27 protein-coding genes are annotated in these 26,007 nt (G+C 45.4%); 12 read left to right on the top strand and 15 right to left on the bottom strand.

What is annotated here, in order from left to right:
• Positions 1-2 precede the first annotated feature (2 nt).
• A complete protein-coding gene (locus ACLWBB_RS01700) occupies positions 3-953 on the top strand; it encodes a collagen-binding domain-containing protein (protein ID WP_413289814.1) in 951 nt (316 codons plus the stop codon).
• Positions 954-992: 39 nt separating this feature from the next.
• Here the strand turns inward: ACLWBB_RS01700 and ACLWBB_RS01695 are convergent, their stop codons facing one another.
• Both ACLWBB_RS01695 and ACLWBB_RS01690 read right to left on the bottom strand, forming a co-directional pair.
• The gene (locus ACLWBB_RS01695; protein WP_413289813.1) at positions 993-4,241 is read right to left on the bottom strand and encodes a S41 family peptidase; all 3,249 of its coding nucleotides are present in this window, start codon (positions 4,239-4,241) and stop codon (positions 993-995) included.
• Between the two features lie 68 nt (positions 4,242-4,309).
• On the bottom strand, positions 4,310-5,035 hold the full coding sequence (locus ACLWBB_RS01690; protein ID WP_413289811.1) for a hypothetical protein: 726 nt from the start codon (positions 5,033-5,035) through the stop codon (positions 4,310-4,312).
• A 133-nt stretch (positions 5,036-5,168) separates the two neighbouring features.
• Between ACLWBB_RS01690 and ACLWBB_RS01685 the strand changes: the two genes are divergently transcribed.
• The 7 genes from ACLWBB_RS01685 to ACLWBB_RS01655 are packed head-to-tail and all read left to right on the top strand — an operon-like array spanning position 5,169 to position 11,664.
• A complete protein-coding gene (locus ACLWBB_RS01685) occupies positions 5,169-5,882 on the top strand; it encodes a DUF2520 domain-containing protein (RefSeq protein ID WP_413289810.1) in 714 nt (237 codons plus the stop codon).
• Entirely contained in the window at positions 5,879-6,667 is a 789-nt protein-coding gene (gene panB / locus ACLWBB_RS01680; RefSeq protein ID WP_413289809.1) for a 3-methyl-2-oxobutanoate hydroxymethyltransferase, read from the top strand. Before ACLWBB_RS01685 ends, panB begins: the two co-directional genes overlap by 4 nt.
• A complete protein-coding gene (panC, locus tag ACLWBB_RS01675; RefSeq protein ID WP_413289808.1) occupies positions 6,664-7,422 on the top strand; it encodes a pantoate--beta-alanine ligase in 759 nt (252 codons plus the stop codon). Before panB ends, panC begins: the two co-directional genes overlap by 4 nt.
• A complete protein-coding gene (gene coaBC, locus ACLWBB_RS01670) occupies positions 7,409-8,665 on the top strand; it encodes a bifunctional phosphopantothenoylcysteine decarboxylase/phosphopantothenate--cysteine ligase CoaBC (protein WP_413289807.1) in 1,257 nt (418 codons plus the stop codon). Before panC ends, coaBC begins: the two co-directional genes overlap by 14 nt.
• Positions 8,662-9,432, top strand: coding sequence for a type III pantothenate kinase (locus ACLWBB_RS01665; protein WP_413289806.1), 771 nt, complete (start codon positions 8,662-8,664; stop codon positions 9,430-9,432). The genes coaBC and ACLWBB_RS01665 overlap by 4 nt, the downstream gene beginning before the upstream one ends.
• 19 nt (positions 9,433-9,451) lie before the next feature.
• On the top strand, positions 9,452-9,820 hold the full coding sequence (panD, locus tag ACLWBB_RS01660) for an aspartate 1-decarboxylase (protein WP_413289805.1): 369 nt from the start codon (positions 9,452-9,454) through the stop codon (positions 9,818-9,820).
• Positions 9,820-11,664, top strand: coding sequence for an ATP-binding cassette domain-containing protein (locus ACLWBB_RS01655; RefSeq protein ID WP_413289804.1), 1,845 nt, complete (start codon positions 9,820-9,822; stop codon positions 11,662-11,664). Before panD ends, ACLWBB_RS01655 begins: the two co-directional genes overlap by 1 nt.
• Here the strand turns inward: ACLWBB_RS01655 and ACLWBB_RS01650 are convergent.
• From ACLWBB_RS01650 to ACLWBB_RS01625, 6 genes are all read right to left on the bottom strand, one after another.
• Positions 11,661-12,485, bottom strand: coding sequence for a lysophospholipid acyltransferase family protein (locus tag ACLWBB_RS01650; RefSeq protein WP_413289803.1), 825 nt, complete (start codon positions 12,483-12,485; stop codon positions 11,661-11,663). The genes ACLWBB_RS01655 and ACLWBB_RS01650 overlap by 4 nt on opposite strands.
• A complete protein-coding gene (locus ACLWBB_RS01645; protein ID WP_413289802.1) occupies positions 12,449-13,324 on the bottom strand; it encodes a GNAT family N-acetyltransferase in 876 nt (291 codons plus the stop codon). Before ACLWBB_RS01645 ends, ACLWBB_RS01650 begins: the two co-directional genes overlap by 37 nt.
• A gap of 105 nt (positions 13,325-13,429) precedes the next feature.
• Positions 13,430-13,924, bottom strand: a complete 495-nt coding sequence (locus ACLWBB_RS01640) for an OmpH family outer membrane protein (RefSeq protein ID WP_413289801.1) — start codon at positions 13,922-13,924, stop codon at positions 13,430-13,432.
• A 12-nt stretch (positions 13,925-13,936) separates the two neighbouring features.
• Positions 13,937-14,350, bottom strand: a complete 414-nt coding sequence (locus tag ACLWBB_RS01635) for a hypothetical protein (protein WP_413289800.1) — start codon at positions 14,348-14,350, stop codon at positions 13,937-13,939.
• A gap of 61 nt (positions 14,351-14,411) precedes the next feature.
• Positions 14,412-15,530: a M56 family metallopeptidase gene (locus ACLWBB_RS01630; protein WP_413289799.1), complete on the bottom strand. Its 1,119-nt coding sequence runs from the start codon at positions 15,528-15,530 to the stop codon at positions 14,412-14,414.
• Between the two features lie 5 nt (positions 15,531-15,535).
• Positions 15,536-15,925: a BlaI/MecI/CopY family transcriptional regulator gene (locus ACLWBB_RS01625; protein WP_413289798.1), complete on the bottom strand. Its 390-nt coding sequence runs from the start codon at positions 15,923-15,925 to the stop codon at positions 15,536-15,538.
• A gap of 161 nt (positions 15,926-16,086) precedes the next feature.
• Here ACLWBB_RS01625 and ACLWBB_RS01620 point away from each other — a divergent pair, with 161 nt between their 5' ends.
• Both ACLWBB_RS01620 and ACLWBB_RS01615 read left to right on the top strand, forming a co-directional pair.
• The gene (locus ACLWBB_RS01620; protein ID WP_413289797.1) at positions 16,087-17,322 is read left to right on the top strand and encodes a hypothetical protein; all 1,236 of its coding nucleotides are present in this window, start codon (positions 16,087-16,089) and stop codon (positions 17,320-17,322) included.
• A gap of 208 nt (positions 17,323-17,530) precedes the next feature.
• On the top strand, positions 17,531-18,493 hold the full coding sequence (locus tag ACLWBB_RS01615; RefSeq protein WP_413289796.1) for a fatty acid desaturase family protein: 963 nt from the start codon (positions 17,531-17,533) through the stop codon (positions 18,491-18,493).
• On the opposite strand, the gene ACLWBB_RS01610 is transcribed toward ACLWBB_RS01615, so the two are convergent.
• The 7 genes from ACLWBB_RS01610 to ACLWBB_RS01580 form a co-directional block, all read right to left on the bottom strand.
• Positions 18,490-19,500 (bottom strand): L-threonylcarbamoyladenylate synthase, encoded by a 1,011-nt coding sequence (locus ACLWBB_RS01610; protein ID WP_413289795.1) that lies wholly within the window; start codon positions 19,498-19,500, stop codon positions 18,490-18,492. The two genes, ACLWBB_RS01615 and ACLWBB_RS01610, sit on opposite strands and share 4 nt — an antisense overlap.
• 10 nt (positions 19,501-19,510) lie before the next feature.
• Positions 19,511-22,060: an ABC transporter permease gene (locus tag ACLWBB_RS01605; protein WP_413289794.1), complete on the bottom strand. Its 2,550-nt coding sequence runs from the start codon at positions 22,058-22,060 to the stop codon at positions 19,511-19,513.
• Between the two features lies 1 nt (position 22,061).
• Complete coding sequence (locus ACLWBB_RS01600) at positions 22,062-22,727, bottom strand: ABC transporter ATP-binding protein (protein WP_413289793.1); 666 nt, start codon at positions 22,725-22,727, stop codon at positions 22,062-22,064.
• Positions 22,724-23,326 (bottom strand): arylesterase, encoded by a 603-nt coding sequence (locus ACLWBB_RS01595; protein ID WP_413289792.1) that lies wholly within the window; start codon positions 23,324-23,326, stop codon positions 22,724-22,726. The genes ACLWBB_RS01600 and ACLWBB_RS01595 overlap by 4 nt, the downstream gene beginning before the upstream one ends.
• A gap of 73 nt (positions 23,327-23,399) precedes the next feature.
• Positions 23,400-23,765 (bottom strand): RNA recognition motif domain-containing protein, encoded by a 366-nt coding sequence (locus ACLWBB_RS01590; RefSeq protein ID WP_413289791.1) that lies wholly within the window; start codon positions 23,763-23,765, stop codon positions 23,400-23,402.
• Between the two features lie 125 nt (positions 23,766-23,890).
• Positions 23,891-24,373 (bottom strand): YajQ family cyclic di-GMP-binding protein, encoded by a 483-nt coding sequence (locus tag ACLWBB_RS01585; RefSeq protein WP_413289790.1) that lies wholly within the window; start codon positions 24,371-24,373, stop codon positions 23,891-23,893.
• Positions 24,374-24,408: 35 nt separating this feature from the next.
• Positions 24,409-24,885: an FKBP-type peptidyl-prolyl cis-trans isomerase gene (locus ACLWBB_RS01580; protein ID WP_413289789.1), complete on the bottom strand. Its 477-nt coding sequence runs from the start codon at positions 24,883-24,885 to the stop codon at positions 24,409-24,411.
• Between the two features lie 118 nt (positions 24,886-25,003).
• Between ACLWBB_RS01580 and ACLWBB_RS01575 the strand changes: the two genes are divergently transcribed.
• Positions 25,004-25,555 (top strand): HNH endonuclease, encoded by a 552-nt coding sequence (locus ACLWBB_RS01575; RefSeq protein WP_413289787.1) that lies wholly within the window; start codon positions 25,004-25,006, stop codon positions 25,553-25,555.
• Positions 25,552-26,007: a GNAT family N-acetyltransferase gene (locus tag ACLWBB_RS01570; RefSeq protein WP_413289786.1), complete on the top strand. Its 456-nt coding sequence runs from the start codon at positions 25,552-25,554 to the stop codon at positions 26,005-26,007. The genes ACLWBB_RS01575 and ACLWBB_RS01570 overlap by 4 nt, the downstream gene beginning before the upstream one ends.

Raw genomic sequence — 26,007 nt, 5'->3', positions numbered from 1 at the left:
ATATGTATAAGTTGTCAGCCGGCCTAATCGCTGCCCTTTTTGTCCAATCCATGGCTTTTGCAGCCTCTTCAACAATCTGCAAAACTCCAAGCCTTTATGATTTTACCGTCTATAGCATCGGCAATATCGATGTTCAGCAATCTGACTATCAAGGTTTAACTGGCTCTGGTGGCAGTATCTTAGCCATCAATTTCCAGTTCAACTCTAACCCAGAAACCTGCTTAGCGGTCTCTGTTGCAAAAGATCTTGGTATTTCTTCAAGCGCTATCAATGGTAATACCGAAGCGCAAGGCACGGCGGGATTACGATCTGTCGGCGCACGTGGCGACGTTGTTGCTCGCAAAACTCATTTCGTTTCAACCGGTGTGCGCGGAAAAGTAGTTACTAAAAATCCAAGCTTCCGTGTGAACCACGCAGATGTTATCGAAGAACTCATCGTTGAGAGCTCGAAGCTTGCTCATAAGAGCTCAACCGGAATGGCTTTGAACCGTGCCGATGCTTTAGTTTTGGATCTAAAATCCACAGACAACGTTATCTATATCTTGCATCCTTCCGTCATCAACGAAGCTAAGAGAATTATCATCAACGGCAATCCATCTTCAAAAGTCGTGATCAATGTGCCTGGCGAAGACATCCGCTTGAAAGGCCAAGATGTTATGCTCCTTGGTGATGTGAATCCAGCAAACATCACTTGGAACTTCTACCAAGCAAAGAACTTGCATATCAGTAAAACACACAATGCACTCTATGGTATGCCAGGCATCGTCATGGCGCCTTTAGCATTAGTAGAGTTTCATGAAGCATTGATTACTGGAGCTCTGTATGCGGGCTCGATCGTGACAAGCCTTTCACCGTTCACGGATTTAAATGCAGGCCAGGTGAATCGCGATGTCACCGACAATCCGTTGGCACCGCCACCACCTCCAGAACCGCCTCCGGTTTTCCCTGAGTAGTAAAAACTAAAAGAGGAGTCCTTACAGACTCCTCTTTTTTTATTTCGTCTTTGCTTTTGCTTTTTTTGGAAGAATCGGAGCCGCCAGATTTGGATACTCCTTAATATTTGGGTTGAATGCCGGTTTCTTTTTCAGATCACCCAAGCCTTCTTCGATGGCCCGCAGAAGTTGCGGATCGCGCCCTGCTTGATAGTCTTCAGGAGGATAATCCACTTCGATATCCGGATCTGTTCCGTAGTTTTCAACAGACCAACCCACATCTTGGAACCAATGACTAAACTCTGGCTGAGTCACAGACGTGCGATCGCGCAGGCTGTATTGCATGTTGATACCGATCACGCCACCCCACGTTCTTTTCCCGATCAATTTCCCAAGCTTCAATAACTTAAAGCTGTGAGAGAAAATGTCTCCATCGGAACCGGCCTGTTCATTCGTGATTCCCACAATCGGGCCGCGTACTGCATAAGCCGGATAAAAACTGCGACTAAAGTGACGAGTCTCCATCACGCCCATAGGCTTTTGAGCAAGAATTTTTAGAATGTGCTGGGACACGTGACCACCGCCATTGAACCGCACGTCGACGATCAAACCGTCTCGAGAAAACTCTGTCAGGAAGTAGCGATAGAACTCGGCGTAACCCCAAGGACCCATATTTGGAATATGCACATAACCCAACTTACCGTTAGATTTTCTGTGTACTAATTCACGGTTGCCCTCGACCCAATCACGGTAAATCAGATCTCTTTGCTGAGACAAAGTTTTCACGATCAGATTCTCGAACTCTTTTCGGCCACGGCGCTTGATAGTTATACAGATTTCAACGCCGTTTTGATTTTGCAGGCGGGCTTCTAAATCCATGGCGTTCTGAAAGCCATGACCATTGACCTTGTGAATCTCATCGCCTTCCAAAAGCTGCACAGCAGGTGCTGCTAACGGAGAGTCATGTCCTGCGACCCAAGAGTCCCCTTTATAGATACGAGTGATCTTGAAGGACTTGGTTTTGTCCTGATATTCAAACTCTGCTCCCAAAAGGCCCAAGATGTTGTAATAAGGACGACGCAAGTATTGTCCGCCGCTCTCATAAGCGTGACTGGTACCTAAATCCCCTTGCATCTCCCAAAGAAGGTCTGACAACTCTGCACGTGTTTTCACACGAGGCAACAACGGCAAATAGTTATTATAAGTTTTTGCCCAGTTCACCTTCGACATATCAGGACGCCAGAAGTGTTCTTTTTGTAAATACCAGGTCTCACGATACATTTGTTTCCACTCTTCGCGTGGATGAATTTGTAACCGAATACGATCTAGATCAATCCAGCCATCTTTTTTACCGACGTGGTGATCCTTGTTTGGTTTTGACGAAGTCGAAACCAAACGCAAATGCTTATCGCGAGTACGATAGATCACGTGCTGAGCTTTGTTGCAAAGCTCAAAGCTAACAACACTCTCGGACCAACGTTCTTCTTTGTTTTCTTCGAACTTGAAAGAGTAAAGACCGAAGTCTCCTTCCCAAGACCATTTGGAAAAATCGGTATCTGCTTTAATCTCGCTAGAGCGATACAATACACCACCAGGAATCGCGCGAATATCTTCATAACCTTTTAAGTCTAATGGGAATGGCATAATACGATGATCAATGCCCTCAAAGTCGATTTCGATATCTTCAGCAGGTTTATTGTTTTGTGCTTTCTTTTTTGTCGATTGTTTCTCTTCAGGCTTTTCAGGTGCCGCGTAGTTATTCACACTCGCCTTGAACGGGTTCGGAGCCGTTTTAGTCAGCGACACGACATATGGTTTTGCACCGAATGGGAATCCCAAATCAAAGTGAGTAGCATTGTATACCGGATAAAACTCACGAACTCCAATGAAGTACAAATACTGCCCGTCCAAGCTAAAGCATGGCGAAGAGTCTCCTACAATCGGCTGAATCAACATGCGCGTGCGTTTGATTTTTGTATCATAGACATGAATTTGCAGATTCTGGCGGCTTTCGACGGCCGTCGTGTAAGCCAGATATCGTCCATTCGGAGACCAAGTCAGATCAAAGGATCTGAATGCAACGCTTTTTTCAACTAATGTGAATCGTTGGGTTTTAGTATCCACAATGAAAAGTTCACAGCGGTTATTCGCAATCGCGATAATATCTTTCTTCGGATTGTGACTGACGGCGCGAACAACACCCCAGTCATTCTTCTCTAGCAAGATCTTCATCTTGCGATTTTCAAGATCACACTGGATCAAGCGATCCGACTGTTGAGAGTTGTTTCCAATCAAGTAAAGATATTTGCTATCATGAGAGTAAGCAGGAAGAGAGTATCTTACATCTCTCAGTAAATCCCACTCCATCACGGGGCCATCGAAAACCGGCATACTAAATCCATGACCGCGACTTCCGATAAAGAGTTCTTGTAAGTTATTAGAAACCGCATAGGACTCGAGATAATTCTGAGCATCTTCAAAACGTGGCTGTGCTTGCACACCCGATGTTGGGCACTCGATCACCACTTTGGTTTCTTTGCCGGTCTTAAGGTCCATGTAATAAACATCGGCGCCTTTTTGATACACCAACTGATTGTCATCGGTCTCAAGGTTTCTGACGTAATAGTCTTCGTGATCAGTCAGACGCTTCAAACCTTTTCCATCAAGCTCGCAGCGATAGACATTGGCAGAGCCTTCATGATCCGAGATAAAATAAATCTGTTCACCAATAAGATGTGGAGCTGCAATATTCGTTTTGATATTTTTTAAGATTCTTTGGAATTTGTCTTTCGCATTCTTACGAGTCCAAAGCACTCCAGCCGTTCCACCCTTATAGCGCTTCCATCGGGCAGAATCGCGATTTTTACGCCCGATCATAAGAATCACACCGTTTTTATTAATACCCGCTGTTGTAATTTCACCTAGATCCGAACGGCGATAGGTTCTTTCAAGGAGGTCAAACTCATACAGTTCTTGCACACCAAAAGTACGGAAACTTGAAGAAAAGAGAATAGTCTCTTCATCTTTCCAACCGACTAGATTCTCAACATTAAAGTGGGTCAGCTGCTGAGGAGTTCCACCGTCTACGCTGATGATATAAAGCCCCATCTGCCCACGATCGTTACCGACGTACGCGATGCGCTCTCCATCTGGGGAAATTTTCGGTTGTCGGGCAATGCCGATGTTGGCCGTGAGTCTTTTAGCAATGCCCCCTTCGCGGGAAATGCTCCAAAGATCATCGTCAGAAACAAAAACGATGGTGTTGTGGTGAATGCACGGTTGAGAATAGTAACCCAGATTGTCAGACATAGAACCCTCTTGAGATAAATCCTGAGGAAATATCTAAGCACATTCACTTTATCTGTGTCTTGTTATTTTTATTTCGGATTCAAAAGAACTAAGTAGTCTTTGTCGCCCACAAGCTTCATGAGAGATTCAAACGTGCCAGGCTTGGACTTCTTGGGATACTCCAGGCGCGCAGCTTCGACAATGGCACATCCCAAAGCTCCTGTTCCGCGACGGTCATTGGGGCCCATCACACAAGGTGTTTCCATCTGCGCTTCTTCTTCAGGCATCCGTGGAAAGGCCGTCAGAGAATAGCTCAAAGGCACTAGATCCGAATTCTCCCGAATACGGGCCACAGGATTTTCTTGCAACCGTTGGCTGGCATACATGTTTGGCACAATGACGGCCATTCGCAATCCTTGAGTACGCGCATTCTTAGCGCCCTCGATAAAGCGCGCATTGTCTTTTTTGATATCCATTTTTACTGCGTCTGGAAAAAGCTCCGCAGCACCGGGTAAGTCAGGATCAATCACCACCACCTGAAACTGAATCTCTGGCGATTTATTTTGTTCCAAGAAAGCTTTCCATACTTCAAGATCCAAGGCGCGACCTGGAATCACGCCAAGCATCACAAGCGACGCGCCTTGAAGGTCTTCACGCGACCCAGACAAAATGGCATCAGCGACCTCGCTAACCCCGTTAAATTGAGTATAAGGGATTTTGACAAAGCTTGTTGGCTGGCTGCGCCCCATATAAATCACAAAAGCTAAGCCACCCACAATGATAGTCCCAAGTACAAACGCGTAGATGTATTTCATAAAACGGGGTTAACATCTCCCCTGCCGCTTAGCAAGTTCCCCTTTAAGAAAGCCTTGTTTTTATTAGGAATTGTGACTAAGTTGTGCCACTCTAAAGTAAAGGACTTGATCTCTTAAAGGACAGGTACCAGTTATGACAAAATATTTAATTGTTGGTGCAGGCAAAGTTGCCAAGCACTTAAATCACTACTTCCGCCTCTTAGAGCTTTCCCCGCTCAACTGGGATCGTTCGCAAGATCCTCATTTATTAAAAACAAAAGTTGCTGAAGCTTCGCATGTGTTGCTAGCGATTTCTGACACTGCCATCGAAAACTTTTATAAGAAAAACCTGGCGGGCCTCGATAAGACCGTTGTGCATTTCTCAGGAGCCTTGAATATCAAGGATGTGATTGCCGCTCACCCATTGATGAGTTTCGGGCCAGAACTCTATGACTTTGAAACTTATTTGAAGATTCACTTTGTCCTGACCGGCACGGACTCTCTTCTAGAGGCCCTTCCTGGTCTGCCAAATAATTTTTCGGTTCTGCCAGCAGAAAAGAAAGCCCTCTATCACGCAATGTGCGTGGTTGGTGGAAACTTCCCGGTCATTCTCTGGCAAAAAATGTTTGCCGAGTTTGAAAAGATGGGAGTTTCTCACGAAGCCGCGCGTGTGTATTTGGAAACTGTCTTGCAAAATACTCTCCGCAATCCACAAACTGCGCTCACAGGGCCACTTGCACGCGGAGATAAACACACCATTCTAAAAAATCTCGAATCCCTTGATGGGGATCAGTTCCAAAAACTTTATTTTTCCTTTGTCGAAGCAGTCTCACCCGAACTTCTCAGTGAGAAAGAGAGGCAACTATGAACATTCTCGAGTTCCAGGAGCGCAAACACAAAAAGCAGAAGATCTCGATGATTACCTGCTATGATTATACTTTTGCAAAAATCTTAAACGAGACCAATATCGATTGTCTTCTCGTCGGCGACAGTCTTGCGATGGTAATGCATGGTTATCCTACGACTTTGAATGCCTCTGTCGAAATGATGGCTTTGCATACAATGGCTGTCGCAAAAGGCGCTCCTAAAAAGCTGATCGTCGGTGACTTACCGTTTATGTCTTACCGTAAATCTTTGACTGAAAATATGAATTGCGTTGAGCAGATCATGAAAGCGGGCGCACACGCTGTAAAGCTTGAAGGCGCACGTGGAAATTTGGAACTTATCAGGCACTGTGTTGATTCCGGCGTTCCGGTCATGGGCCACTTGGGATTGACTCCCCAGTCTGTGCATCAATTAGGTGGATTTAAAGTTCAAGGCCGCGATGAAAAAGCTCAGAATTTAATTAAGCAGCAAGCTCTGCAATTGCAAGAAGCCGGTTGTTTTAGTGTCGTACTAGAATGTGTTCCTTCAGTTCTGGCTCAGGAAATCAGCCGCGAGCTTGAAATCCCAACCATCGGCATTGGGGCCGGTGCTGATTGCGACGGCCAAGTTTTGGTATTGCAAGATATGCTTGGGATGAACGAAGGCTTTACTCCGAAGTTCTTGCGCAAGTACTTCAATGGCTTTGAAGAGCTGAAGAATATTTTTAATAAATATCACTCCGACGTTATCCACAAAGAATTCCCCACCGAGAAAGAGAGCTATTCATGACCCGTGTGATTCGCAGTCCTCAAGAATTCAAACAATGGCGCCGCGATCAAGCTGGAATGACTGTGGGTTTTGTGCCCACTATGGGCGCTTTGCACGCAGGCCATGAAAGCCTTCTAAAACGCAGTCGTGATGAATGTGAAATTTCGGTTTTAAGTATTTTTGTGAATCCGACTCAGTTCAACGATCCGAAAGATTTTGAAAAGTATCCGATGACTTGGGAACAAGATCTTGCCATTGCAGAAGCCAACGGCGTTGACGTAGTTTTTTATCCCCGTCCCGAAGAAATGTACTCCGATGGTTATCACTATAAAGTGACCGAAGACGAGTTTAGCAAAGTCTTATGTGGTGCTTCTCGCCCTGGGCATTTTGATGGAGTGCTTTCCGTGGTAATGCGCCTTTTTAATGTCGTTGCACCGACAAAATCCTATTTTGGCGAAAAAGATTTTCAGCAGCTAACTCTGATTCAGGGTATGGTTCGCGCCTACTTCATGGATTTAATCATTGTACCTGTTCCAACAATGCGCGAGGCAGATGGCCTAGCAATGAGCTCTCGCAATTTGCGCCTGACGCCCGAGCAAAGAGCTAAGGCTCCGGCAATTTACAAAACTATTAAGACTGCCAAGAGTGCAGCGGAAGCTGTGGCTTCTTTGACAGAACAAGGTTTTAAAGTGGATTACGTGACAGACCTGAAAGGTCGTCGTTTTGCAGCCGCCTTTTTAGGCGATGTGAGGTTAATCGACAATGTCCAAATCTAAAGTTTTATTTTTAATGACGGGTTCTATTGCCTGCTACAAAGCGTGCCAGGTGATTTCTCGCTTGGTGCAAGCAGGTCATGAAGTGCAAGTTGCGGCAACAGCTTCAGCTTTGCAGTTCGTGGGTAATGCCACGTTCGAAGGACTTACCGGCAAAACCGTCGTGAGTGATTTGTACGCCAAGGGCAACGTGATGGATCATATTCATCTGATCCGTTGGGCTGATTTGATTGTGGTCGCTCCGGCGACGGCGAATTATATTAATAAAATCGCGCAAGGGGTTGGTGATGACCTCCTGACGACTTTGTTTTTAGCCCATGACTTTAAAAAGCCATTCCTAATCGCGCCTGCGATGAATACCAGTATGTATCTGCATCCAGTAACACAGTCTTCGATCAAACGCCTTCGCGAGATGGGGATCGAGATTCTGGAAACAGCTTCGGGCGTTCTTGCTTGCGGCGAAACGGGCTTTGGTAAACTGATTGATCCAGATTTAATGCTAGAAGAAATCAAAAAACGCCTATCCCCAAGCGAATCTTCCGAGGAAGTCACGCCAAGGGATGCAATGCCAGCCTTGAAAGTTCTTGTGACGGCTGGAGGCACTTCAGAACCTATCGACAATGTACGAGTTATTACCAACGTCAGCTCTGGAGAAACCGGAGCGCGCTTGGCTGAGCTCTTGAGTGATTTCGGCGCTGAAGTTCATTTACTACGTGCTGAAAATGCTAAAGCTGCAGACTCTCGCGTAGAACAAAGTACTTTTAGCACTTTCTATTCTTTACAGAAGAATTTGAAGTTTCTTTTGGCTAATCGCGCATTCGACATGGTCATTCACGCAGCGGCCGTCAGTGATTTTTCGGTCGATACGATTGAAATCAATAACCAAGAATTTGCTCCAGGCGAATTCCCTAAAATCCATTCTGGCGACAAGCTCGCAATACGTTTTAAGAACAATCCGAAGATCGTGAATGATCTTAAGGCATTTAGCCGCAATAAAGAGATCAAAGTGGTGGCTTTCAAGCTGACAAGCCGTGCTTCTGAAGTAGAGCGCGATCAAGCCGTGGAAAAGCTCCGCTCGCAGTCCCACGCGGACTTCATTGTCCAAAATGACACGAGCGAAATCGACAAAACCAAGCAACAACATCGCTTCACGCTTTACCAAGGCCAAAATAAGCACATTGTTGAAAATATTCACACTTTGGCCGCAGAACTTATGCAGAATTTTATTAAGGAGATCCGTCCATGATCCTTGCTCTTGATGTTGGCAATAGCCAAATTTACGGCGGCGTTTTCGAAAAAGAAAAAATGCTTCTATCTTTCCGTAGAACTTCTAAAACTGGTTCCTCTTCTGACGAGATCGGCGTTTTCCTAAGAACCGTACTCAGAGAAAACGGCATTGATCCCACTAAAGTAAAACAAATCGCCTTCTGCTCGGTCGTGCCGGATGTGATTTACTCTTTACGTGGGGCTTGCAAAAAGTATTTCGATATCAATCCGTTTATTCTGCAAGCAGGTGTTAAAACCGGTTTGAAGATTAAGTATCGCAATCCCGTCGAAGTGGGTGCAGACCGCATTGCCAACTCGATCGCGGCAACTCACCTTTATCCCAATAAGAACCTGGTTATTGTCGACTTGGGAACTGCCACTACCTTTTGTGCCCTATCGAAAGAAAAAGATTATTTAGGAGGCTCGATCGTTGCGGGTTTACGCCTATCGATGGAATCTCTCGAGGCTAAGACTTCGAAATTGCCCTCTGTTGAGATCGTAGCGATGACTGAGGCATTGGGCCGCTCTACTATCGAGAGTATCCAGTCAGGCCTGTATTACGGCCACATTGGCACTATCAAAGAGATCAGCGAACGCATTTCTCGGGAGTCGTTTGATGGCGATAAGCCATTTATTATTGGCACTGGGGGGTTTGCAAACCTCTTTGAAAAAGAGAAAATATTCGATGTGGTCATTCCGGACTTGGTACTTAAGGGCCTGTTGTACTCGTTGAAGATGAATGCTTAAGGAAAAGGATGCTGAAATTATGAACGTTACCATGCTGAAATGTAAAATCCACAGAGCAACCGTAACCAATGCAGATTTGGACTATGAGGGCTCTATTTCTATTGATCCTAAGCTAATCAAAGCTGCGGGCTTGTTTTTGAACGAACGTGTTGATATCTATAATTGCAACAACGGCGCTCGCTTTTCGACTTATGTGATTGAAGGCAATGCCGGTGAAATTTGCTTGAATGGCGCGGCTGCCCGCCACGTACACCGTGGTGACATCGTGATTATTGCAGCTTATTGCAGTATGCCTGCAAGCGAAGCGGCAAAACACGAACCAACCGTCGTCTTCGTAGACGCTAAAAACAAAAAGAAAGAGATCCGCGCCGAGCGCAAACACAAATAATGGCAATCACTCTTCTGCAACTTCAGAACGGCTCCAAGGGATTTGGCTCGCGAAAACTTTTCGAGGGTGCAAGTTTTGCTATCAACGAGGGTGAACACGTCGGTGTCATCGGCCCGAATGGTGCCGGTAAAACCACTTTGTTCAAGATCCTGGCTGAACAGGAATACTTGGATGAGGGCCAAATCACCCGTTCGCAACAATTGCGTCTTGGCTACCTGGAACAAGAAGCCGACTGGAATTTGGAAGAAATTGTTGAAGACTATCTGGCAAATAACTGCCTAAAGCCTATTTGGGATTTGAAGCAGCTCGGTTTAAAACTAGGCCTTACTGAAAATCACTTCCGCTCTCGCTTGACGGAACTGAGCGGTGGCTATCGCATGCGCGTGAAGCTGCTCTTTTTGATCGGCCAAGAGCCAAACCTCTTGCTGCTGGATGAGCCCACGAACTTCTTGGATCTAGAAACACTGTTAGTGTTTGAAAGCTTTCTGCAGGATTTTGCAGGGGCCTTTTTGATGATCTCGCATGACCGCGAGTTTCTTCGTCGTACCACGGATCATATCGTGGAAGTCGAAGCTGGTGATATCACTAAGTACCCTGGTAACTTGGATGACTACTTCGAGCAAAAAGCTCTTCTACGCGAAATTCTACAAAAGCAAATGCTCAACCAAGAAGCCAAAAAGAAATCCGTGATGGATTTCGTGACCCGCTTCGGCGCAAAGGCAACGAAAGCAAAACAAGCTCAGAGTAAACTTCGCAGTCTTGAGAAAATGGAAAAGATCGAGATCAAAGATCTTCCTTTGCGGGCTTCAATCCATATTCCAGAACCTGTAAAAACCGGCAAAGAAATTCTGAGTCTGGCAAAAGCTGATTGTGGATATGCGGGTCGAAAGATTCTTAATAATGTCGAGCTTCGTCTTGAGCGCGGTAAGCACTTGGGAATCGTGGGCTTGAATGGCGCTGGTAAATCGACTCTCTTAAAATCTTTGGGCGAACAAATTCCACTTATAGCCGGAGATCTTAAATACGGTTTGAACGTAACTTTGGCTTACTTTTCTCAGCACAGTGCGGACCAACTGAATCCTGAATGGACTGTGCTGGAAGCTTTAAACTTTGGAGCTCATTCTTCAGTATTACAGCAAGAGGTTCTGAATATCGCAGGCTCTTTGCTATTTGCGGGCGAAGCCGTGCAAAAGAAGGTCAAAGTTTTATCGGGTGGTGAAAAATCCCGTGTGGCTTTGGGACAGATTCTTTTAAAGAAGGCTCCGTTGCTTTTGCTGGATGAGCCGACGAATCACTTAGACTTCGACACCGTAGAAGCACTGACTGAAGCTTTAGCCCGCTATGAAGGTAGCATCGTGACTGTAAGCCATGATCGCGCGTTCATTAGCCGTGTTGCCAATCAGATTCTAGAGATCCGTAATGCTCAGCTACTCTTGTACCCAGGCTCTTACGATGAATACGTTTGGAGTTTGCAAAAGGGCTATCTGTCAGAGCTGGAAAGCAGTGTTGCTGCCAATAGTCCTTCAGCGAAAACGCGAGCCGACGAGATCTCTGTAGAGCCTTCCAAGTTCAACTACAAAGAAGAGCGTAAGAAACTGGAAACGGCGATTAAGAAGCATCAAAAAGAACTTTCAGATATTGAAAAGAAACTTGTCGAACTCGCTGGCAAACAGGTCGAGATGACTGAAAAGCTAATGACACTGACGGGCCCTCAAGCTCAAACTCTTTCGAAAGAACTCCACGGGCTTTCTTCCGAAATTCTTTCACTAGAAGAGCGCATGCTTTTGATTATGGAAGAACAGGATCAGGCTCAGAAAAAACTGTTGGAACTCACTGGAAACTAGTCGGCTGCTGCAAGTTCTTCATCGCTCGCAACAATGCGAGGTTTGATAAAGCGTGCACTGACAATCGCGTGAGCTTTCTCAGCAACCATTCCACGGTCAGCATCTTTGTGTTCATGAATAGGCTCAAGATACTCCAAGTGAGCTTTGATCGAAGACGTCGTAAGAAGATTCCACAAGGACTCTACAAAACTCATCTCACCGTACCAGCAAACATTGTCACGCGAGCTTAGATTAAAATCCTCGCCGCCGATTTCTGTAAAGTTGATACATGCTGTTTGAATCGGACGACCCGCATGAGGCCCTGCCATCATTAAAGTCTTTTTGAATGGCAATACGGCTTCACCGTTTGTAGAAGTCGCCTCTGGGTAAAGAACCACATTGAAACCTTGCTCTAGAGCTTCTTTCAACGTGCCAAGCTCGTTCATGATCTGAGTGCGGCTACGGCGTTCAACAAAAATACATCCGGCCATTTCGCAAAGAAGACCCAAGAACGGAGTCTCGCGCATTTCTTGTGATGTAATGAAAAGGGCCGGCATTACAGAAGACAAAACAAAGATATCCACAAACCCCATGTGGTTACCCACATACAAGAAGTTCGTATTTTGAACTGGCGTGCCTTTGATGGTCACTTCAATATTGAAAAGTCTTACCATCAGCCCGCAATGCAGGGTTGCATTCAGACTAAATGCTTTTCGTCGGGCAATGACATCACGACGATGACGGATCTTGATGATGATTGCCGCCACCAAAAAGGCGATAATAATAATTGCGGCAAAAAAGAGTCTTAAGATTCCTCGGAATCCAGCTTGTAACGCTTCCACAGTGTTCTATTTAAATCTTCGCGATGCAGGATCGTCAAGAAATCAATGCACTTAAACTCAGCATCCCATGCAGGTTCTCCACCGATATATGCACCGATCTTCAAATAAGCCCGACAAAGGGGCGGAAGTAGATCCTCAACTTCTTTTACTTCAGCTTCTGTAAGCGGATTCTTGAAGTACTGCATCCACAAATCCAAGTTTGGCATCGTGTAGGCTCTTGTCGGAAATGCCATGTAATCGGAAACAATACGACCTTTACTCACAAAATACTTATACAGCAAAGCGGCTTGTCGTGGATTCTCAGTCTTAATACTCGCGCACCCGAAAAGCAGCTGAGCATTACTCATTGCCATGTATTCAGCGATGCCTCGCCAGAGGAGTGATATCACCACTCCACGGCGGTAATCTTTGTGAATGCACGCGCGTCCTAGCTCCAGCTTAATCCCCGGCTGTTGCAGAATGCGGCTAAGGTTAAATTCCCGTGCCGAGTAAAAGTCTTTCGAGAACTCGGAACAGTTTAGGCGGTAGGTTCCAACAATCTTTTCAGTTTTCTTTTCGACAATCACCAAGTGATCGCAGTGGAAATCAAATTCATCGACATCAACGCCGGTCTCTTTGGTTTTGCCGATCATTTCTCGGTGGAAAACTTGGTAACGAAGATTTAGGGCTTCTTTTAATTCTGTAACGCTAGAAACTGTTTTTACAAGAAAGGGTCCGACTTCAGAGTAGACTTCGATTTTCGGTTTAAACTTGTCGATGCGGTTAAGTCGCATCTGATACATAGAGTGCAGAGTTGTAGAAACACGGCCCAAACTTCCTAGTACGAGAGTGTTCAGCATCTAATCCCCCTTTGTTGCTTAAGCAGATGATAACCAAAATTCTGTCAGGGAAGGGTCAGGACTCCGTCAGTGTTTAGTGAGAGGGACCGGCGGAGTCCTGGAGGGTCACATAACTTTCAAAACATCGTCTGTAAAATCAGTCTCCTTTCCGATAAAAAGGAGATGGGGCTCCTGATTCAAGACCAAAGTAAAGCCACGCTCGGCAGCGACTTTGGCAATCGCTTTTTTAACTTCTTCAAGGATAGGTACCATTTTTTCGTTTTGCTTCTTTTGCATTTCCATTTGGCTCTTGGTCACCTTTTCACGGAACTGCACTACTTGGCCCTGGAACTCTTGCTGTTTTTGCTTAAGCGCTTCTTCAGAAAGGACTGCTTTCTTTTTTTCGATTTCTTTTTCCAGCACCTGTAGGTCATTCTCAGACTTCTCCAATTCTTTCTTCTTTTTATTAAAGTCTTCTTCGAGCTCGGCTTTTACCTTTTTCATTTTTGGCAGGTTTGCCAAAATCTTTTCCATGTTAACGACTCCGATCCGACTCTCTGCGTGGGCGACGGCCGCAGCCATCACCCACGATGTAACGAAAACGATCAGGACTCTCTTCATTGCAAATACCTCTTATTTTTGAAAAGCTGATAGATTGACGTTCAAGAAATTCGCGCGTCCGCCATTTTCATCAGCCCCTGTTCCAACTTGAAGAGTACCGCTAGCCACTTGAGGGAGGGGCTTGTAGTTCGTGCCATCAAGACTGAACAGAACGTCTTTCTTCACCACCATCATCCAAAAATCTTTTTTAATATTTAAATAGCTTGGCTGGGTACGTTGGGTTTCAAAAAAATCCCCTTCCGCAGTAAAGTTCACCGGCAGCGTATCGCCTCTACGAAACTCGATCACCACTCCTTGCATCTGCCCATTAAATACTTTGGCCCACGTGTTCGCGTCTAAGTCCGAAGCGCGCATGGTTTGGGCTTCCGAGAGAGTTGCCACCAATATCAGAGCCGCAATCGTCGTAATTTGCATAAATTGTTTCATCGTCATCTCCATTTCTACTACGTATGTAGTAATTAGTTTCAAAAAAATGGGCTTTAAGTTTCTAACTGAAAAGCCCTGAAAAAATACGTACCCAGCTTTCATGTGCAAAGCTACTCGTCGCATGATTGCCGCCTAAGTTTGAACTTAGCACCGCACCAATCAACCAGAAGGTCACAAAAGACCGACTCCAAATATTTCTCCACATCCAGCGCGGAGGTTTTTCATTTGGAGATCCCACTAAGTTTTCAATGCGAATTTTCAATAAAGCCTTTTCACGGAAAAACGGCGCATAGAAAACCATTCCAGAATCACCCATTGCAACTTCTTTAAGCTTAATCAAAGCCGAAGCCAACACCTCAGGGCTGGCCCCTGCACGTACTGCTCTTTGATCCGCAATCACCTCACGCATGCGCTCAAGTTTTTGGCAAAGCCAACGATAGCCCGGAACAAACCAGAAAATATCTCCGAGAGCACAAATCAACATCGTGATCAGTAAATCAAACTGCTGAACATGCCCTAACTCGTGAGCAATCACTGCTTCAAGCTCAGTCTGACTCAGATTTTCAAATGCATCCCGCGGAATACAGATATAGGGCTTCAACACACCCCCAGTAAACGGAGTTCCCGAGAACGCATGCGAAATATAAATATCCACCTGACGTACAAAAAGCTTTTTAGTCTCGTAGGATTCAGAAAGCTTACGATCCTTACGACGTTGCCACTCAAATGCAACTCCCAAGAAAGCTCTTCGTGCCAACAACCCAATCGCTATTACAGAGGCGGCATAGACCAAGTAAAGTGGAAACTCAGGACCTAATTTATGAGCCAGCCAATACACGACATAATCGCCAACGCTGATACCATACTGATTTCCCGAGAAATCGCGAAGCGTGAAGAGAGCCTTAATCTGAGGAATGTAATTATCAATTCCCACGCCAACGGAAAATCTTTGTAACCCGGGAGGCACTCGGTAAGGATCAATCCCCGTCATCAAAACCGAAGAGCTCGGTACGCCTTTGAGGAAATCATACACAACCTTTACAAAAGGCAACGAAAGCAAAAACAGCTTCCACGGCCCTACGTGCGCTCTCATCAGACGATTGCAGAGCAAAACTAAGCCCAGGCCAATCATCAAAGAGAATGTCGCATTCACAAAAAGGTTGAAGAAAATAATCGCCACGCGTTTTAAGTCCTTTTCAGCCTTTGTTCGACAGCTTTTTTAAGCTCTTCTAACTCTTCACGAGTTAAGTCATCCTCATTATCTAACAAACTCAAAATCGGCGTTAGACGTTCTGACCTAAAAAGTGAGTTTTTGACTTTTTCAAAAATAGACTGAGCTGAAGAGTCTTTCTTTTTTGCACCAGAGTACAAAAACAAACGTCCTTGTTTTTTCCGAGTTACAAGATTCTTGTTGTGAAGTCGAACCAACACGGTCATCACAGTGGTGTATGCTAAATCATGACCAGATTTTTTAAGGCTTGCCTGAATATCGCTGACAGATTGCTCGCCGGCTGAATTCAAAATTCCCAGCACTTCTAACTCTAAAGGACCTACATCTAAAAGTTTATTCGCCATGAAACAAACTTACTACAAGCGTAGTAGTTGTCAACTACATCCGTAGTAGATGTTTTTGTAACATTGTAAAAATTAATGAGTTCAAATACTTAGAAACTACCGCGCAGTGTGAAAAGGTGGTTTTTCTTGTGCATCAAAAGGCTGTTCGTTAGCCTAAATGTATGAAAAACATCGTCTTGCTTCTTCTTCCTTTGTTTCTTCTGGCGTGTACGAGTACTCAAGTTATTCGCGATTCTGAATACAAATATTCTGAAGCCGCTTTTAAGTTTTCAGATCCACAAAAAGCTCTTGAGCAATTTCCGCAGAAAGAACACGGCGGTTTTGTCACATCGATCGAGAAATCATGGTTAGGATTCTGGGCAGGCGAAACCAATCAAGACGACCTTCTTGCCCAAGCCCACACCTTGGATTCGCGCCAATACATCAGCCTCAGTCGCGAAACTGAGTACTTCTTTTTTAATGAAAGCGAAGAGGGCTACATTCCGGCAGAGCATGAAATAATCGTCATGCATTTGATAAGTTCGATGTACTTCATGCGCAACCAGCAGTGGGACAAAGCCCGCGTTGAAGCCAAGCAAGCATCTTACTTCCTAGAGACCTTCTTTAAAGCTGATCAAAAACATTTTGATGATCCGGCCCTTCGAACTTGGCTTGCGGGTATTTGGACTGCCCTTGGCGAATGGAATGAAGCACAAGTAGACATAAGAAAAGCCTACGAACTTACAAAAGACAAAAACTTACTACCGTGGATCGAGCAAAAAACCGCACCTAAAGAACTTAGCATCGCCTTCGAAGGCACGGGTCCCAAGGTCACTTGGAAATTCGGCGAACCCCTGCCAGGCTTCGAACAAGATAAAGAAAAACCGACTGTTACTATCAGCTATCCTACGCTGCCTTGGTTTGAGCGCCATCAAGTTCGCAATACTTTGATTCGCGAGCAAATTTCAAAATCCAACTACATGAGCCAATACTACGGAATTCAGCTTGGCAAGGGGGCTCAGCGCTCAGTTGGATTTGTGACCGCGAATACAATTCGTGCAACCGGTGTTGTTCTTGGCACTGTTGTCGGTTTGGGTGGACTGTACGTTATGGCTGTAATCGCAAGTCATGGTGGCGGCAGCGGCAGTGGCGAACTCTTTACTCTCCCGCTCGTTGGCGGATTTTATATTGCAAAAAGCTTTTGGGAAGAAGGCGACAAGATCGATGAAAGCTTCAAAGAGTATAATGAGAAAATGGATGTCGATGGCAAAGAGAGCTTAAAGACCTATCGTTTTGTGCGCTTTATGCCGAGTTGGATTTCGGTAACAGATCAGCTAGTACTGACAGCGACGGGAAAAGAATTCTCTATGAAATCCCCGAAATCGCCAACCACTGTACGCTTCGTTCAAAAATTTTAGTGGGTTCAATGCAGACAATTCGCCGCACTCCGTCCGGACCTCAATGGCTTCAATAGCCCCGAGACAATAGTCTAAATTTAATTAGACAAACTTAGTTTATTTGCCCCGTCTGCTCACAAAGCAGGATTATTACTTGATAGAAATTTGTTAAATTCCTGCTTTAGATTCCCCTAATCAGAAGCGATAAGTATTTTTAAAAAGGTAATATATGAATAGCGACGTTTCTTCTGTCGAGGCATTTAAAAAAGATCCACAGACACGCAAAGCCGTCATCAAACACTCTCAAGTAAGCCCACTTCGTCAGCTAGCGACGATTTCTTTTGATTGGGCCACCATCATCGCTTGTGCGTATTTGGCGACGTCTTTTCCACCCTTCTATTTGTTAGCAGTAATTATCATAGCAGCAAAACAACATGCCCTTTTGGTCATCATGCACGAAGGAGCTCACTTTCGTATTTCCAAAAATACGAAACTCAATGATTTTATAAGTGACGTCTTTGCATCTTACCCGATCCTTTTTTCGACCCTAGATTATAGAAATGGCCATCTTCCCCACCATCGCCATACGAATACAGAACAGGATCCTGATTGGGTTCGTAAAGCTGCACATCCAGAGTGGCAGTTTCCTCAAAGCAAATCGAAAATTGCACAAGTTCTTCTCCGTCAGCTTTATATGGGTGGCATAGAGTGGGTAGTCGCGATGGTTCGCTCTACGACTGAATGGAGAAAGGCCGTCTACTGGGTGGCGGTTCTTGGTTTAGTTTCTGCCTTCGGTGTTTGGAAAGAGTTTTTGTTGTTCTGGGCAGTTCCGCTAATGACTTTCTTTCCGTTGTTTCAACGTATTCGCAGTATAGCAGAACATTTCGGTTTAAAGAGATCTCACGAAATGAATGCTACCAGAAATATTTTAGCACATCCTGCAGAGACCTTTTTCTTCAGTCCTCACAACGTGAACTACCACTTGGCCCATCACATGTTTCCAAGTGTTCCTTATTACAACTTAAAATCCTTGCATGAGGATTTCTGCAAGCACCCCGTTTACAGAGACCTTGCACATAATAACAGCTCGTTCTTTACTACAGAAAATTCAGTCTGGAGAGACTTACAGACCGTACACGGCGTGAGTCACGCGGAATCTAGACAGACTCTGAGTCCTCAAGAAGCTTCTTAAACAATCAAACTTGCGGCTTTATTAACACGATCATAGAGGCTCTCCCAGCGTTCCCCGCTGTGAGCAACTTCTTTGTATAGAAGAATGCAATCTGGCTTCTGAGCTGCCAAGTCACGTAGTTGAGCATAAAAGCTTCGTGTGGCAAGTAATGGGTCCTCTGACAGCTTCATGATAGCGATATTGTGGATTTCGCCTTTAGGCTTCACGATCGCAACTTCTTCGATCTTATCTGGAAGCTCTGACATCTTTGATTGAATCAGCTTCTTCAAGTCTTCTAAAGATTTCTTTGGATCCAAGCACAAAATCAAAGGTACTGGCGGCATATAGTGATGCTTCATATGCCCCGGCGATTCTTTTTTATCCACCGTCTCGACAAATTCAAAAGCGATACCTTGAGACGACAAATACTTTTCAATATCGGATCTAAGCACGTGACCTTTACGAAGAACAGATAACGTGTTTTTACCGCCATTTTCTTTTACAAGTAAAACCGTGGATTCGATCCCGATCTGACTGTCCCCGCCCTCAAGAACAAAAACATTTTCCTTTTGAAACTCTTGGCGCACGTGAGCTGCCGAAGTCGGGCTGGTTTTACCGAACTTATTCGCACTTGGTGCTGCTAGCGGCACCCCCACGGCACGAATCAAATCTAAAGCCACAGGATGTGCGGGCATACGCACACCTACTGAATCTAGTCCCGATGTAATCATCGAATTCAATTTTGCATTCTTTGGCAAAACCATCGTCAAGGGACCTGGCCAGAATTTATCAGCCAAAGCTTTAGCCACTTCAGGAAATCCGGCTGTGACATTTTGTAATTGGCTTAACTCAGAAACATGCACGATCAAAGGATCAAAGAACGGACGCTCTTTGGTTTTAAAAATAGCCTCGATCCCTGCTGGCAAATCAATACGCGCAGCTAACCCATAGACGGTCTCGGTGGGCATCCCCACGACCTGTCCTTTTGCAAGGAGTTCTACGGCTTTTGAAATCTCGGCACTTTTCATAGGCTACTAACTAGCGCTCTTCCTGCAAAATCACAAGCGGACTTTCATGAACCACCTGGCGACTGGCTAGATAAGCAATCAACGCGCTTAATCCGCAAACCCCAAGGGCAGTCCACAGAGGCCACATCCAACTAAACACAAAGCTGCCTTCAAAGACATAGTAAGAAATAAAGTAGCTAACAAAGACACTTAAGCCCGCCCCAATAAGCCCTGCCCCCAATGAAAGGACTACAAACTCGGTCACCAGGTATTTGGAAACCGCACCAAAGCTGGCACCAACCACCTTGAGCATATTGAGTTCCCAACGGCGAAGACGCATTTGACTGCTTACGATCGAGTACAAAACTACATAGCCCGTGAATAGGGCTAGCGCCGCCATCAGCTCTAAAGACCAACTCATTTGATCCGCAATTTTCAATACTTCATTCACCGTTCTTTGCACATCGACGATGGAAACATTCGGAAAGGCCTTTGCTAGCTTTAACTGCAGCGTATCTTTTTGTGCTTCACTCATCTTTGGCAAAGCCGTGATAAAGGTCTTCGGAGCCTCATTCAAGACCCCGTTTTGCAAAAGCACGAAGAAGTTTGGCTGAAAACTTGTCCACTTCACTTTACGAAGGTTAATAACCTGACCTTCGATCTCGACCCCCTGAACGTCAAAGGTCATTACATCGCCAACATTGATTCCCAACCGGTCCGCAAAGCGATACTCGATAGAAACCTCGGGATACTTTTGCTTGCTCGGATCATAATCACCCGAGAACGGACGGCCTTCGGAGATAGTCTCTGAATCCGAAATTTTCTCTCGGTAAGACAGATTCGCACCCCGGTTACGGAAACGGGCCTCAGCTTCGGATTCGCGGGTTTTAAAACCGCCCTCTTCCACTTTGCGTTCAAATTCTTGGCCATTCACTTTCAGGATTCTTGCACGCACAAGAGCCGAATACCCGATGCTTTGAATATTTTCCTGCTTCAACAAGTCCTGCAAAGCTGGCATTTGCTCATCTTGAATATCAAACATAAAAAGACTTGGAATCTTCGAAGCCTCTTCTGTTTTGAATTCGTTCTGCAAACTGTTTTTTAATTGCGGTAAAATATTAATCAACAAAGAGCCAAGCCCCAATGCGATAAAGATCGCAAGGCTGCTAGCGCGACGACGCGAAAGTCCCAAGAGTGAATATTTAGAAATCCAATTTTTGGCATTTCTAAAGGATTTCAACACAAGCAATAATAAGAGACCTGTCAGGAACAACACCAAAAGCACTGCGAAGAAGGCCCCAACAAAAACCGAACCCATTTTAAACGAGTTCGACTGAGCGACAGCCAACACCCAGAACAACAAAATACCTGGCAAAAACACCCAGGGCTTACGAATCTCGATATCGGAAGAAAACTTTTCTTCTGCGAAAAGCTTTGTGGGTTTGAGTTCGCGAATTTTCAATAGAAACGGCAAACAAATCACAAAGCTTCCAACCACACCCAGCGCTAGCGCCATCCACACGGCTCGCCACGACATTGTCGGACTAAGACTGAATGGAGTTAGACTTGCTAACAACTGGCTTAGTAGCGGCAACACCACCGAAGCAACCAGCACTGTTGGTATCAAAGATAAAAATCCAAGAACTGTGACTTGCACAGCATACAAACTGACAGCATTGGTCGCTTGCAATCCAAGGCTACGCAAAATCGCAACTTCTCGCATTCTTTGAGTCATGAATAAGCGGAATAGGTAAGCGGCCCCAAGCGCTGACATAAATAGAGCTATGATCGCCACAAGTCCTAGGTAATCTGACAAATATCCAAGCTGACGGCCCGAATCTTCTCCAGCTCCTTGTGAGGTCTCAACTCGGATAGCCGGATCCGTCAGAACTTTTAACAAAGCTTCGCTTTTCTCTGCGGCCTGCAAATCGTTCTTCAGTTTAAAAAAGTAATTAACAGAGTAAGTACTGCCGTATTGAATAAGCCCGGATTTTGCCAATAGCTCGCGACTAATAAAAATTCGCGGGGCCAAAGCAGCGGCTCTAAAAGTTTGCGTCCCATCTTTGCCAACCGAGTCCGCGACCTTCAGCTTCAATTGTCCTAATTGAACTTCATCGCCATTCTTAAGACCCATTTGCGCCATCAGCTCGGGATAAACCCATGTCGATTCGCTTTTCAGAATTTCTTTTTCAGGAGTGCTTTGTACGATCTTCTCGCCAGAACCTAAAACCAGTTGGCCATACAATGGATAGTTCTGATCGATCGCCCGCACCATGACCAAGCGGGACCCTTGCGCCGAACTCATCATGGCAAAGAATTCATAGCTCTCGCTCATTTCAGCGTCTGTACTCATTACGGATTGTATTTGATTCTTTTCAGAGTCCGTTAAAGCCCTACGAGCAGAAACCGCCAAGTCAGCAGAAAGAATGGATTTAGAATTTTCACGAAGGCTGTCCTGCAAAGAAACTTTGAAAGCTTCTAAAGACACATAGCCAGTCAACCCTAGACTCAGATTAAAGATGAAGAATAAACCGAACTTCCAACTGCGAAGAAGTTCGCGGGCCACCCACTTAAAGAACATCTTAGGCCTCCAGCAGTTTTCCTTCAGAAAGTCTTAGGACTCGCTGGCAACGTTTGGCAAGAGCCTCACTGTGGGTCACCAAGATCGTCGTGATTTTATATTTTTTGGCAGCATCGAAAAAAACGTCCATCACTTTATCACCCGTGTGAACATCCAAGTTTCCGCTAGGTTCATCTGCTAACAAGATTTTAGGTTGCACAGCCAAAGCTCTGGCAATAGCCACGCGTTGACATTCGCCACCGCTCATCTTGCTAGGAAACTGATTGAGACGATGCTCTAAGCCCATTTCTTTCAATAAGGCAGTGGCTTTCGCTTCTGCTTCGTCTTTACCAAGAATTTCCATAGGTAGCATCACGTTCTCGACCGCTGTTAAATGCGATACTAAGTGATACTGTTGAAAAACGATCCCAATGTTTTGCCCGCGAAACTCGGTCACTTGCTTTTCATTCATTCCACTTAAGTCAGACCCATCAACAAGGATGGCTCCTTTATCAGCTTGATCTAAGCCTGCAAGCAAAGATAACAACGTGGATTTGCCGCTTCCGGATTGACCGACGATTGCGACGACTTCGCCCTGTTTGATTTCAGCATTAAGGCCAGCAAGGACGGTGACTTTGTCTTCGCCTTGATTGAAGCCCTTTTCCAGATTTTGAATGACAAGACTCATAGAAGACCTTTGATTTCTTGATAAACAGTTTCCGCGACAATTTTGTGACCGGCTTCATTCGGGTGAATACCGTCGGCCAAATTCAGCTTGGGATCTCCAGCCACTTTATCCAAGACAAATGGAATCAAAGTGACTTTGTATTTCTTCGACAAAGACACATACATTTTTTTGAATTTCTCGGTGTACTCTTTGCCATAGTTCGGAGGCATAAAAAGTCCTGCAAGGACTATAGGGACCTTTTGCTCTTGAGCATACTCGATGGCCTGTCCTAAGTTTTTCTCGCTCTCTTCGACCTTGAGGCCGCGCAAACCATCGTTCGCACCAAGAGCAAGAATCATCAAGTCTGGTTTGTTTTTAAAAGCCCACTTCATGCGGCTAATGCCCGAAGCTGTGGTGGAACCACTGACGCCCGCATTGATAACGGTCCATTCTTTTTTCCCACCTTCGTGGATTTTCTTTTCAAGGACTGCGGGGAAGGCTTGGTCTTTAGCGACGCCGTAGCCTTCAGTAAGAGAGTCTCCAAGAACAAGGAGCTTTTTTGATTGAGCAGAAGAGAGAGAAACAGAAAATACTATTGCTAAAAATAAAAAGAGTCTCATGTATTCCATGAGACTCTAATTAAGACTTAAATGACAAGTCCGAGCGTATAATTACCTGCTAAATGGCAGCTAATTAGTAACGACCACCGCCGCCACCGCCACGTCCGCCGCCGCCGAAGCCGCCACGTCCGCCGCCACCGCCGCGTCCGCCGCCGCCGAAGCCACCACGACCGCCGCCACCTTCACGTGGAGCTTGTGGACGAGCTTCAGAAACGTTGATAGCGCGACCATCAAGTTGAGCGCCGTTCAATTTTTCGATAGCTGCATCAGCTTCAGAGTCAGAATCCATTTCAACGAATCCGAAACCTTTGCTACGGCCAGTTTCACGGTCAGTGATAACTTTAGCAGAAGCAACAGCGCCGAATTCAGCGAATTTGCTGTGAAGACGAGCATCGTCGATTGAGTAAGGAAGATTTCCTACGTATAACTTTTTACCCATGGGTACCTCCAGGGATCTTAGACCGCGGAAGCCACGAGCAAAAAAAGACTCTAGGAACATCGAACGCGGGACATTAATAACTATCCCCAACTTATCACAGCCTATAAAACGCGCAAGTGAAATTCCTATCTCATATTGTTGAATTGTAAAGGAACCGCGAAACCCCCAGCCTTAACTCTGGCAATGGTTTCCTGTAACTCGTCGATACTCTTAGCTGTTACACGAACTTTATCGTCCATAATCTGGGGCTGGACTTTTAGCTTAGAGTCTTTAATCAATTTTACGATGTCCTTAGCGACCTCTTTTTCGATCCCCTGTACCATCGTAAGCTTTTGGCGGAGCATCTTGCCACCAGCTGGCTCGGCCTTCTCGAATTTAAACGATTTGATGTCAACTCCACGTCTGTGGAGCTTAGATTGGAGGATGCTTCCCATGGCTTCGATCTTATAGTCGTCCTCGGCTAAGAGTATGATTTCCTTCTTGTCCCACTGAATTTCAGCCTGACTGCCTTTGAAATCGTAGCGTCCCTCAACCTCTTTACGAGCTTGATTGACCGCATTGTCCACCTCTTGAATATTTACCTCGGAAACAATATCGAACGAAGCCATCCGTAGTACCCCTGTAATTCTTAACTAGTTTTCAATTAGTGATGATGTCCATGGCCATGAGCGCCGTGAGCGTGGCCATGTTGCAGCTCTTCAGCTGTGGCCTCACGAACTGCGACCATTTCGATATCAAATACTAAATCAACGCCCGCTAGAGGGTGGTTGCCATCCAATGTGACGACTTTGTCACCGATAGTAGCAACGCGAACTACTTTTGTTTGTTCGCCTAAGTTCAATTGTAAAAAAGCACCGACTTCCAATTTCAAGTGAGCCAACTCTTCTTTTGGAACGTCCATTTTCATTTTTGGATCTGGTTCGCCGTAAGCTTCTTTTGCAGCTAGCTTTACGTTTTTCTTATCTCCAGCTTTCATGCTGATAACTTCTTCTTCAAGCTTTGGAATAATTTGGCCAGTGCCTTCCAAGAATGCCAATGGTTCACCGGCATCTGAAGCGTCCAGTTGCTGCCCGTCGGCTCCTTTTAATACATAGTTGAATGCAAAAACTCGACGTTTCATCGTGAGACTCCTTTAAATTTAACAGGGAATTATCCCGAAACAGGCCTAAATTCAAGGGATTATGGTCCAGGTACTTGAAAATCACACTCAAGACCCTTTATAATTTAAGTAGAGCTCCATGGGAGGGGTAATGCATCATTTATCCTCACTCAGGTCTCTGCTTCTCAATTCGAGCTATGAGCCAATGCGGATTGTTAGTTGGCAGAAGGCCTTGATTCTATGGTTCCAGGACAAAGTTGAAATCCTGGAGTACCATACTGTGTTTGCCCGGTCGGCCCGGACGAGTTACCAAATGCCGAGTGTTCTGAGGTTGAAGAGTTACGTTCGACCCAGGTCCACCGGCGCGGTCCGATTCTGCCGCGAAAATGTTTATATCCGCGATAATTTCACCTGCCAATATTGTGGCGACAAACTGGTCGCCAAACATCTCACTCTTGATCACGTAGTACCTGCCTCGAAAAATGGAAAGAAAACTTGGACGAACGTTGTTTCTGCTTGCAGAGAATGCAACCAACGCAAAGCCAACAGAACGCCCCAGACCGCAAATATGCCTTTATTAACTGAGCCGAAAATGCCATCATGGCTGCCAACTCGCGAGTTGGAAATCCAGATGGAAATGGAACAAGCGCCGGCCAGTTGGTTGGAATATTTACGGTTTAAGGCAGGATGAAGTTACACCACCACATTTCGAAAATCCCTACAGAGTACACTCTTCCTTTACGGCAGAAAGTGCTGAAGCCCTTTCTGCATGCTGATGACTGCGTAAATCCTGGCGACGATGCTCCGACAACTTTCCATTTAGGCCTTTTTCACGAAAGAAAACTGGTAACAATTTGCACCTTCCTGAGTGAACCTCACAAAGATTTTAACTCCGGAAATCCTTATCGCTTAAGAGGCATGGCCACTGATCCTAACTACAGTGGGCAAGGCTTCGGACAGATACTTCTTCAACATGGAATGGTTTTGTTGAAGAACCAGTACTGCGATCTTTTGTGGTGTAATGCGCGTATCAAGGCGTTCCCATTCTATGAAAAAATGGGTTTCTACTATCATGGGCCTCTCTTTGAAATGGATCGTATCGGACCTCACAAAGTCATGTACAAGTATTTGATTCCCCGATAG

Source organism: Bdellovibrio sp. HCB337 (assembly GCF_047302465.1).
In the GTDB taxonomy this organism is placed as follows: domain Bacteria; phylum Bdellovibrionota; class Bdellovibrionia; order Bdellovibrionales; family Bdellovibrionaceae; genus JACMRP01.
The sequence above is the reverse complement of the archived record's forward strand: the minus strand, read 5'-3'. Positions and strand labels throughout refer to the sequence as shown.

Bases quoted from the DNA above. Each gene is read 5' to 3' on its own strand.
- ACLWBB_RS01590 (WP_413289791.1), bottom strand. From the start codon at position 23,765: ATGGGTAAAAAGTTATACGTAGGAAATCTTCCTTACTCAATCGACGAT.
- ACLWBB_RS01605 (WP_413289794.1), bottom strand. From the start codon at position 22,060: ATGTTCTTTAAGTGGGTGGCCCGCGAACTTCTTCGCAGTTGGAAGTTC.
- ACLWBB_RS01620 (WP_413289797.1), top strand. From the start codon at position 16,087: ATGAAAAACATCGTCTTGCTTCTTCTTCCTTTGTTTCTTCTGGCGTGT.
- coaBC (WP_413289807.1), top strand. From the start codon at position 7,409: ATGTCCAAATCTAAAGTTTTATTTTTAATGACGGGTTCTATTGCCTGC.
- ACLWBB_RS01585 (WP_413289790.1), bottom strand. From the start codon at position 24,373: ATGGCTTCGTTCGATATTGTTTCCGAGGTAAATATTCAAGAGGTGGAC.
- ACLWBB_RS01615 (WP_413289796.1), top strand. From the start codon at position 17,531: ATGAATAGCGACGTTTCTTCTGTCGAGGCATTTAAAAAAGATCCACAG.
- ACLWBB_RS01655 (WP_413289804.1), top strand. From the start codon at position 9,820: ATGGCAATCACTCTTCTGCAACTTCAGAACGGCTCCAAGGGATTTGGC.
- ACLWBB_RS01635 (WP_413289800.1), bottom strand. From the start codon at position 14,350: ATGAAACAATTTATGCAAATTACGACGATTGCGGCTCTGATATTGGTG.
- ACLWBB_RS01665 (WP_413289806.1), top strand. From the start codon at position 8,662: ATGATCCTTGCTCTTGATGTTGGCAATAGCCAAATTTACGGCGGCGTT.
- ACLWBB_RS01700 (WP_413289814.1), top strand. From the start codon at position 3: ATGTATAAGTTGTCAGCCGGCCTAATCGCTGCCCTTTTTGTCCAATCC.
- ACLWBB_RS01610 (WP_413289795.1), bottom strand. From the start codon at position 19,500: ATGAAAAGTGCCGAGATTTCAAAAGCCGTAGAACTCCTTGCAAAAGGA.
- ACLWBB_RS01695 (WP_413289813.1), bottom strand. From the start codon at position 4,241: ATGTCTGACAATCTGGGTTACTATTCTCAACCGTGCATTCACCACAAC.
- ACLWBB_RS01625 (WP_413289798.1), bottom strand. From the start codon at position 15,925: ATGGCGAATAAACTTTTAGATGTAGGTCCTTTAGAGTTAGAAGTGCTG.
- ACLWBB_RS01595 (WP_413289792.1), bottom strand. From the start codon at position 23,326: ATGAGACTCTTTTTATTTTTAGCAATAGTATTTTCTGTTTCTCTCTCT.
- ACLWBB_RS01600 (WP_413289793.1), bottom strand. From the start codon at position 22,727: ATGAGTCTTGTCATTCAAAATCTGGAAAAGGGCTTCAATCAAGGCGAA.
- panB (WP_413289809.1), top strand. From the start codon at position 5,879: ATGAACATTCTCGAGTTCCAGGAGCGCAAACACAAAAAGCAGAAGATC.
- ACLWBB_RS01580 (WP_413289789.1), bottom strand. From the start codon at position 24,885: ATGAAACGTCGAGTTTTTGCATTCAACTATGTATTAAAAGGAGCCGAC.
- ACLWBB_RS01575 (WP_413289787.1), top strand. From the start codon at position 25,004: ATGGGAGGGGTAATGCATCATTTATCCTCACTCAGGTCTCTGCTTCTC.
- ACLWBB_RS01570 (WP_413289786.1), top strand. From the start codon at position 25,552: ATGAAGTTACACCACCACATTTCGAAAATCCCTACAGAGTACACTCTT.
- ACLWBB_RS01685 (WP_413289810.1), top strand. From the start codon at position 5,169: ATGACAAAATATTTAATTGTTGGTGCAGGCAAAGTTGCCAAGCACTTA.
- ACLWBB_RS01645 (WP_413289802.1), bottom strand. From the start codon at position 13,324: ATGCTGAACACTCTCGTACTAGGAAGTTTGGGCCGTGTTTCTACAACT.
- ACLWBB_RS01690 (WP_413289811.1), bottom strand. From the start codon at position 5,035: ATGAAATACATCTACGCGTTTGTACTTGGGACTATCATTGTGGGTGGC.
- panD (WP_413289805.1), top strand. From the start codon at position 9,452: ATGAACGTTACCATGCTGAAATGTAAAATCCACAGAGCAACCGTAACC.
- ACLWBB_RS01640 (WP_413289801.1), bottom strand. From the start codon at position 13,924: ATGAAGAGAGTCCTGATCGTTTTCGTTACATCGTGGGTGATGGCTGCG.
- panC (WP_413289808.1), top strand. From the start codon at position 6,664: ATGACCCGTGTGATTCGCAGTCCTCAAGAATTCAAACAATGGCGCCGC.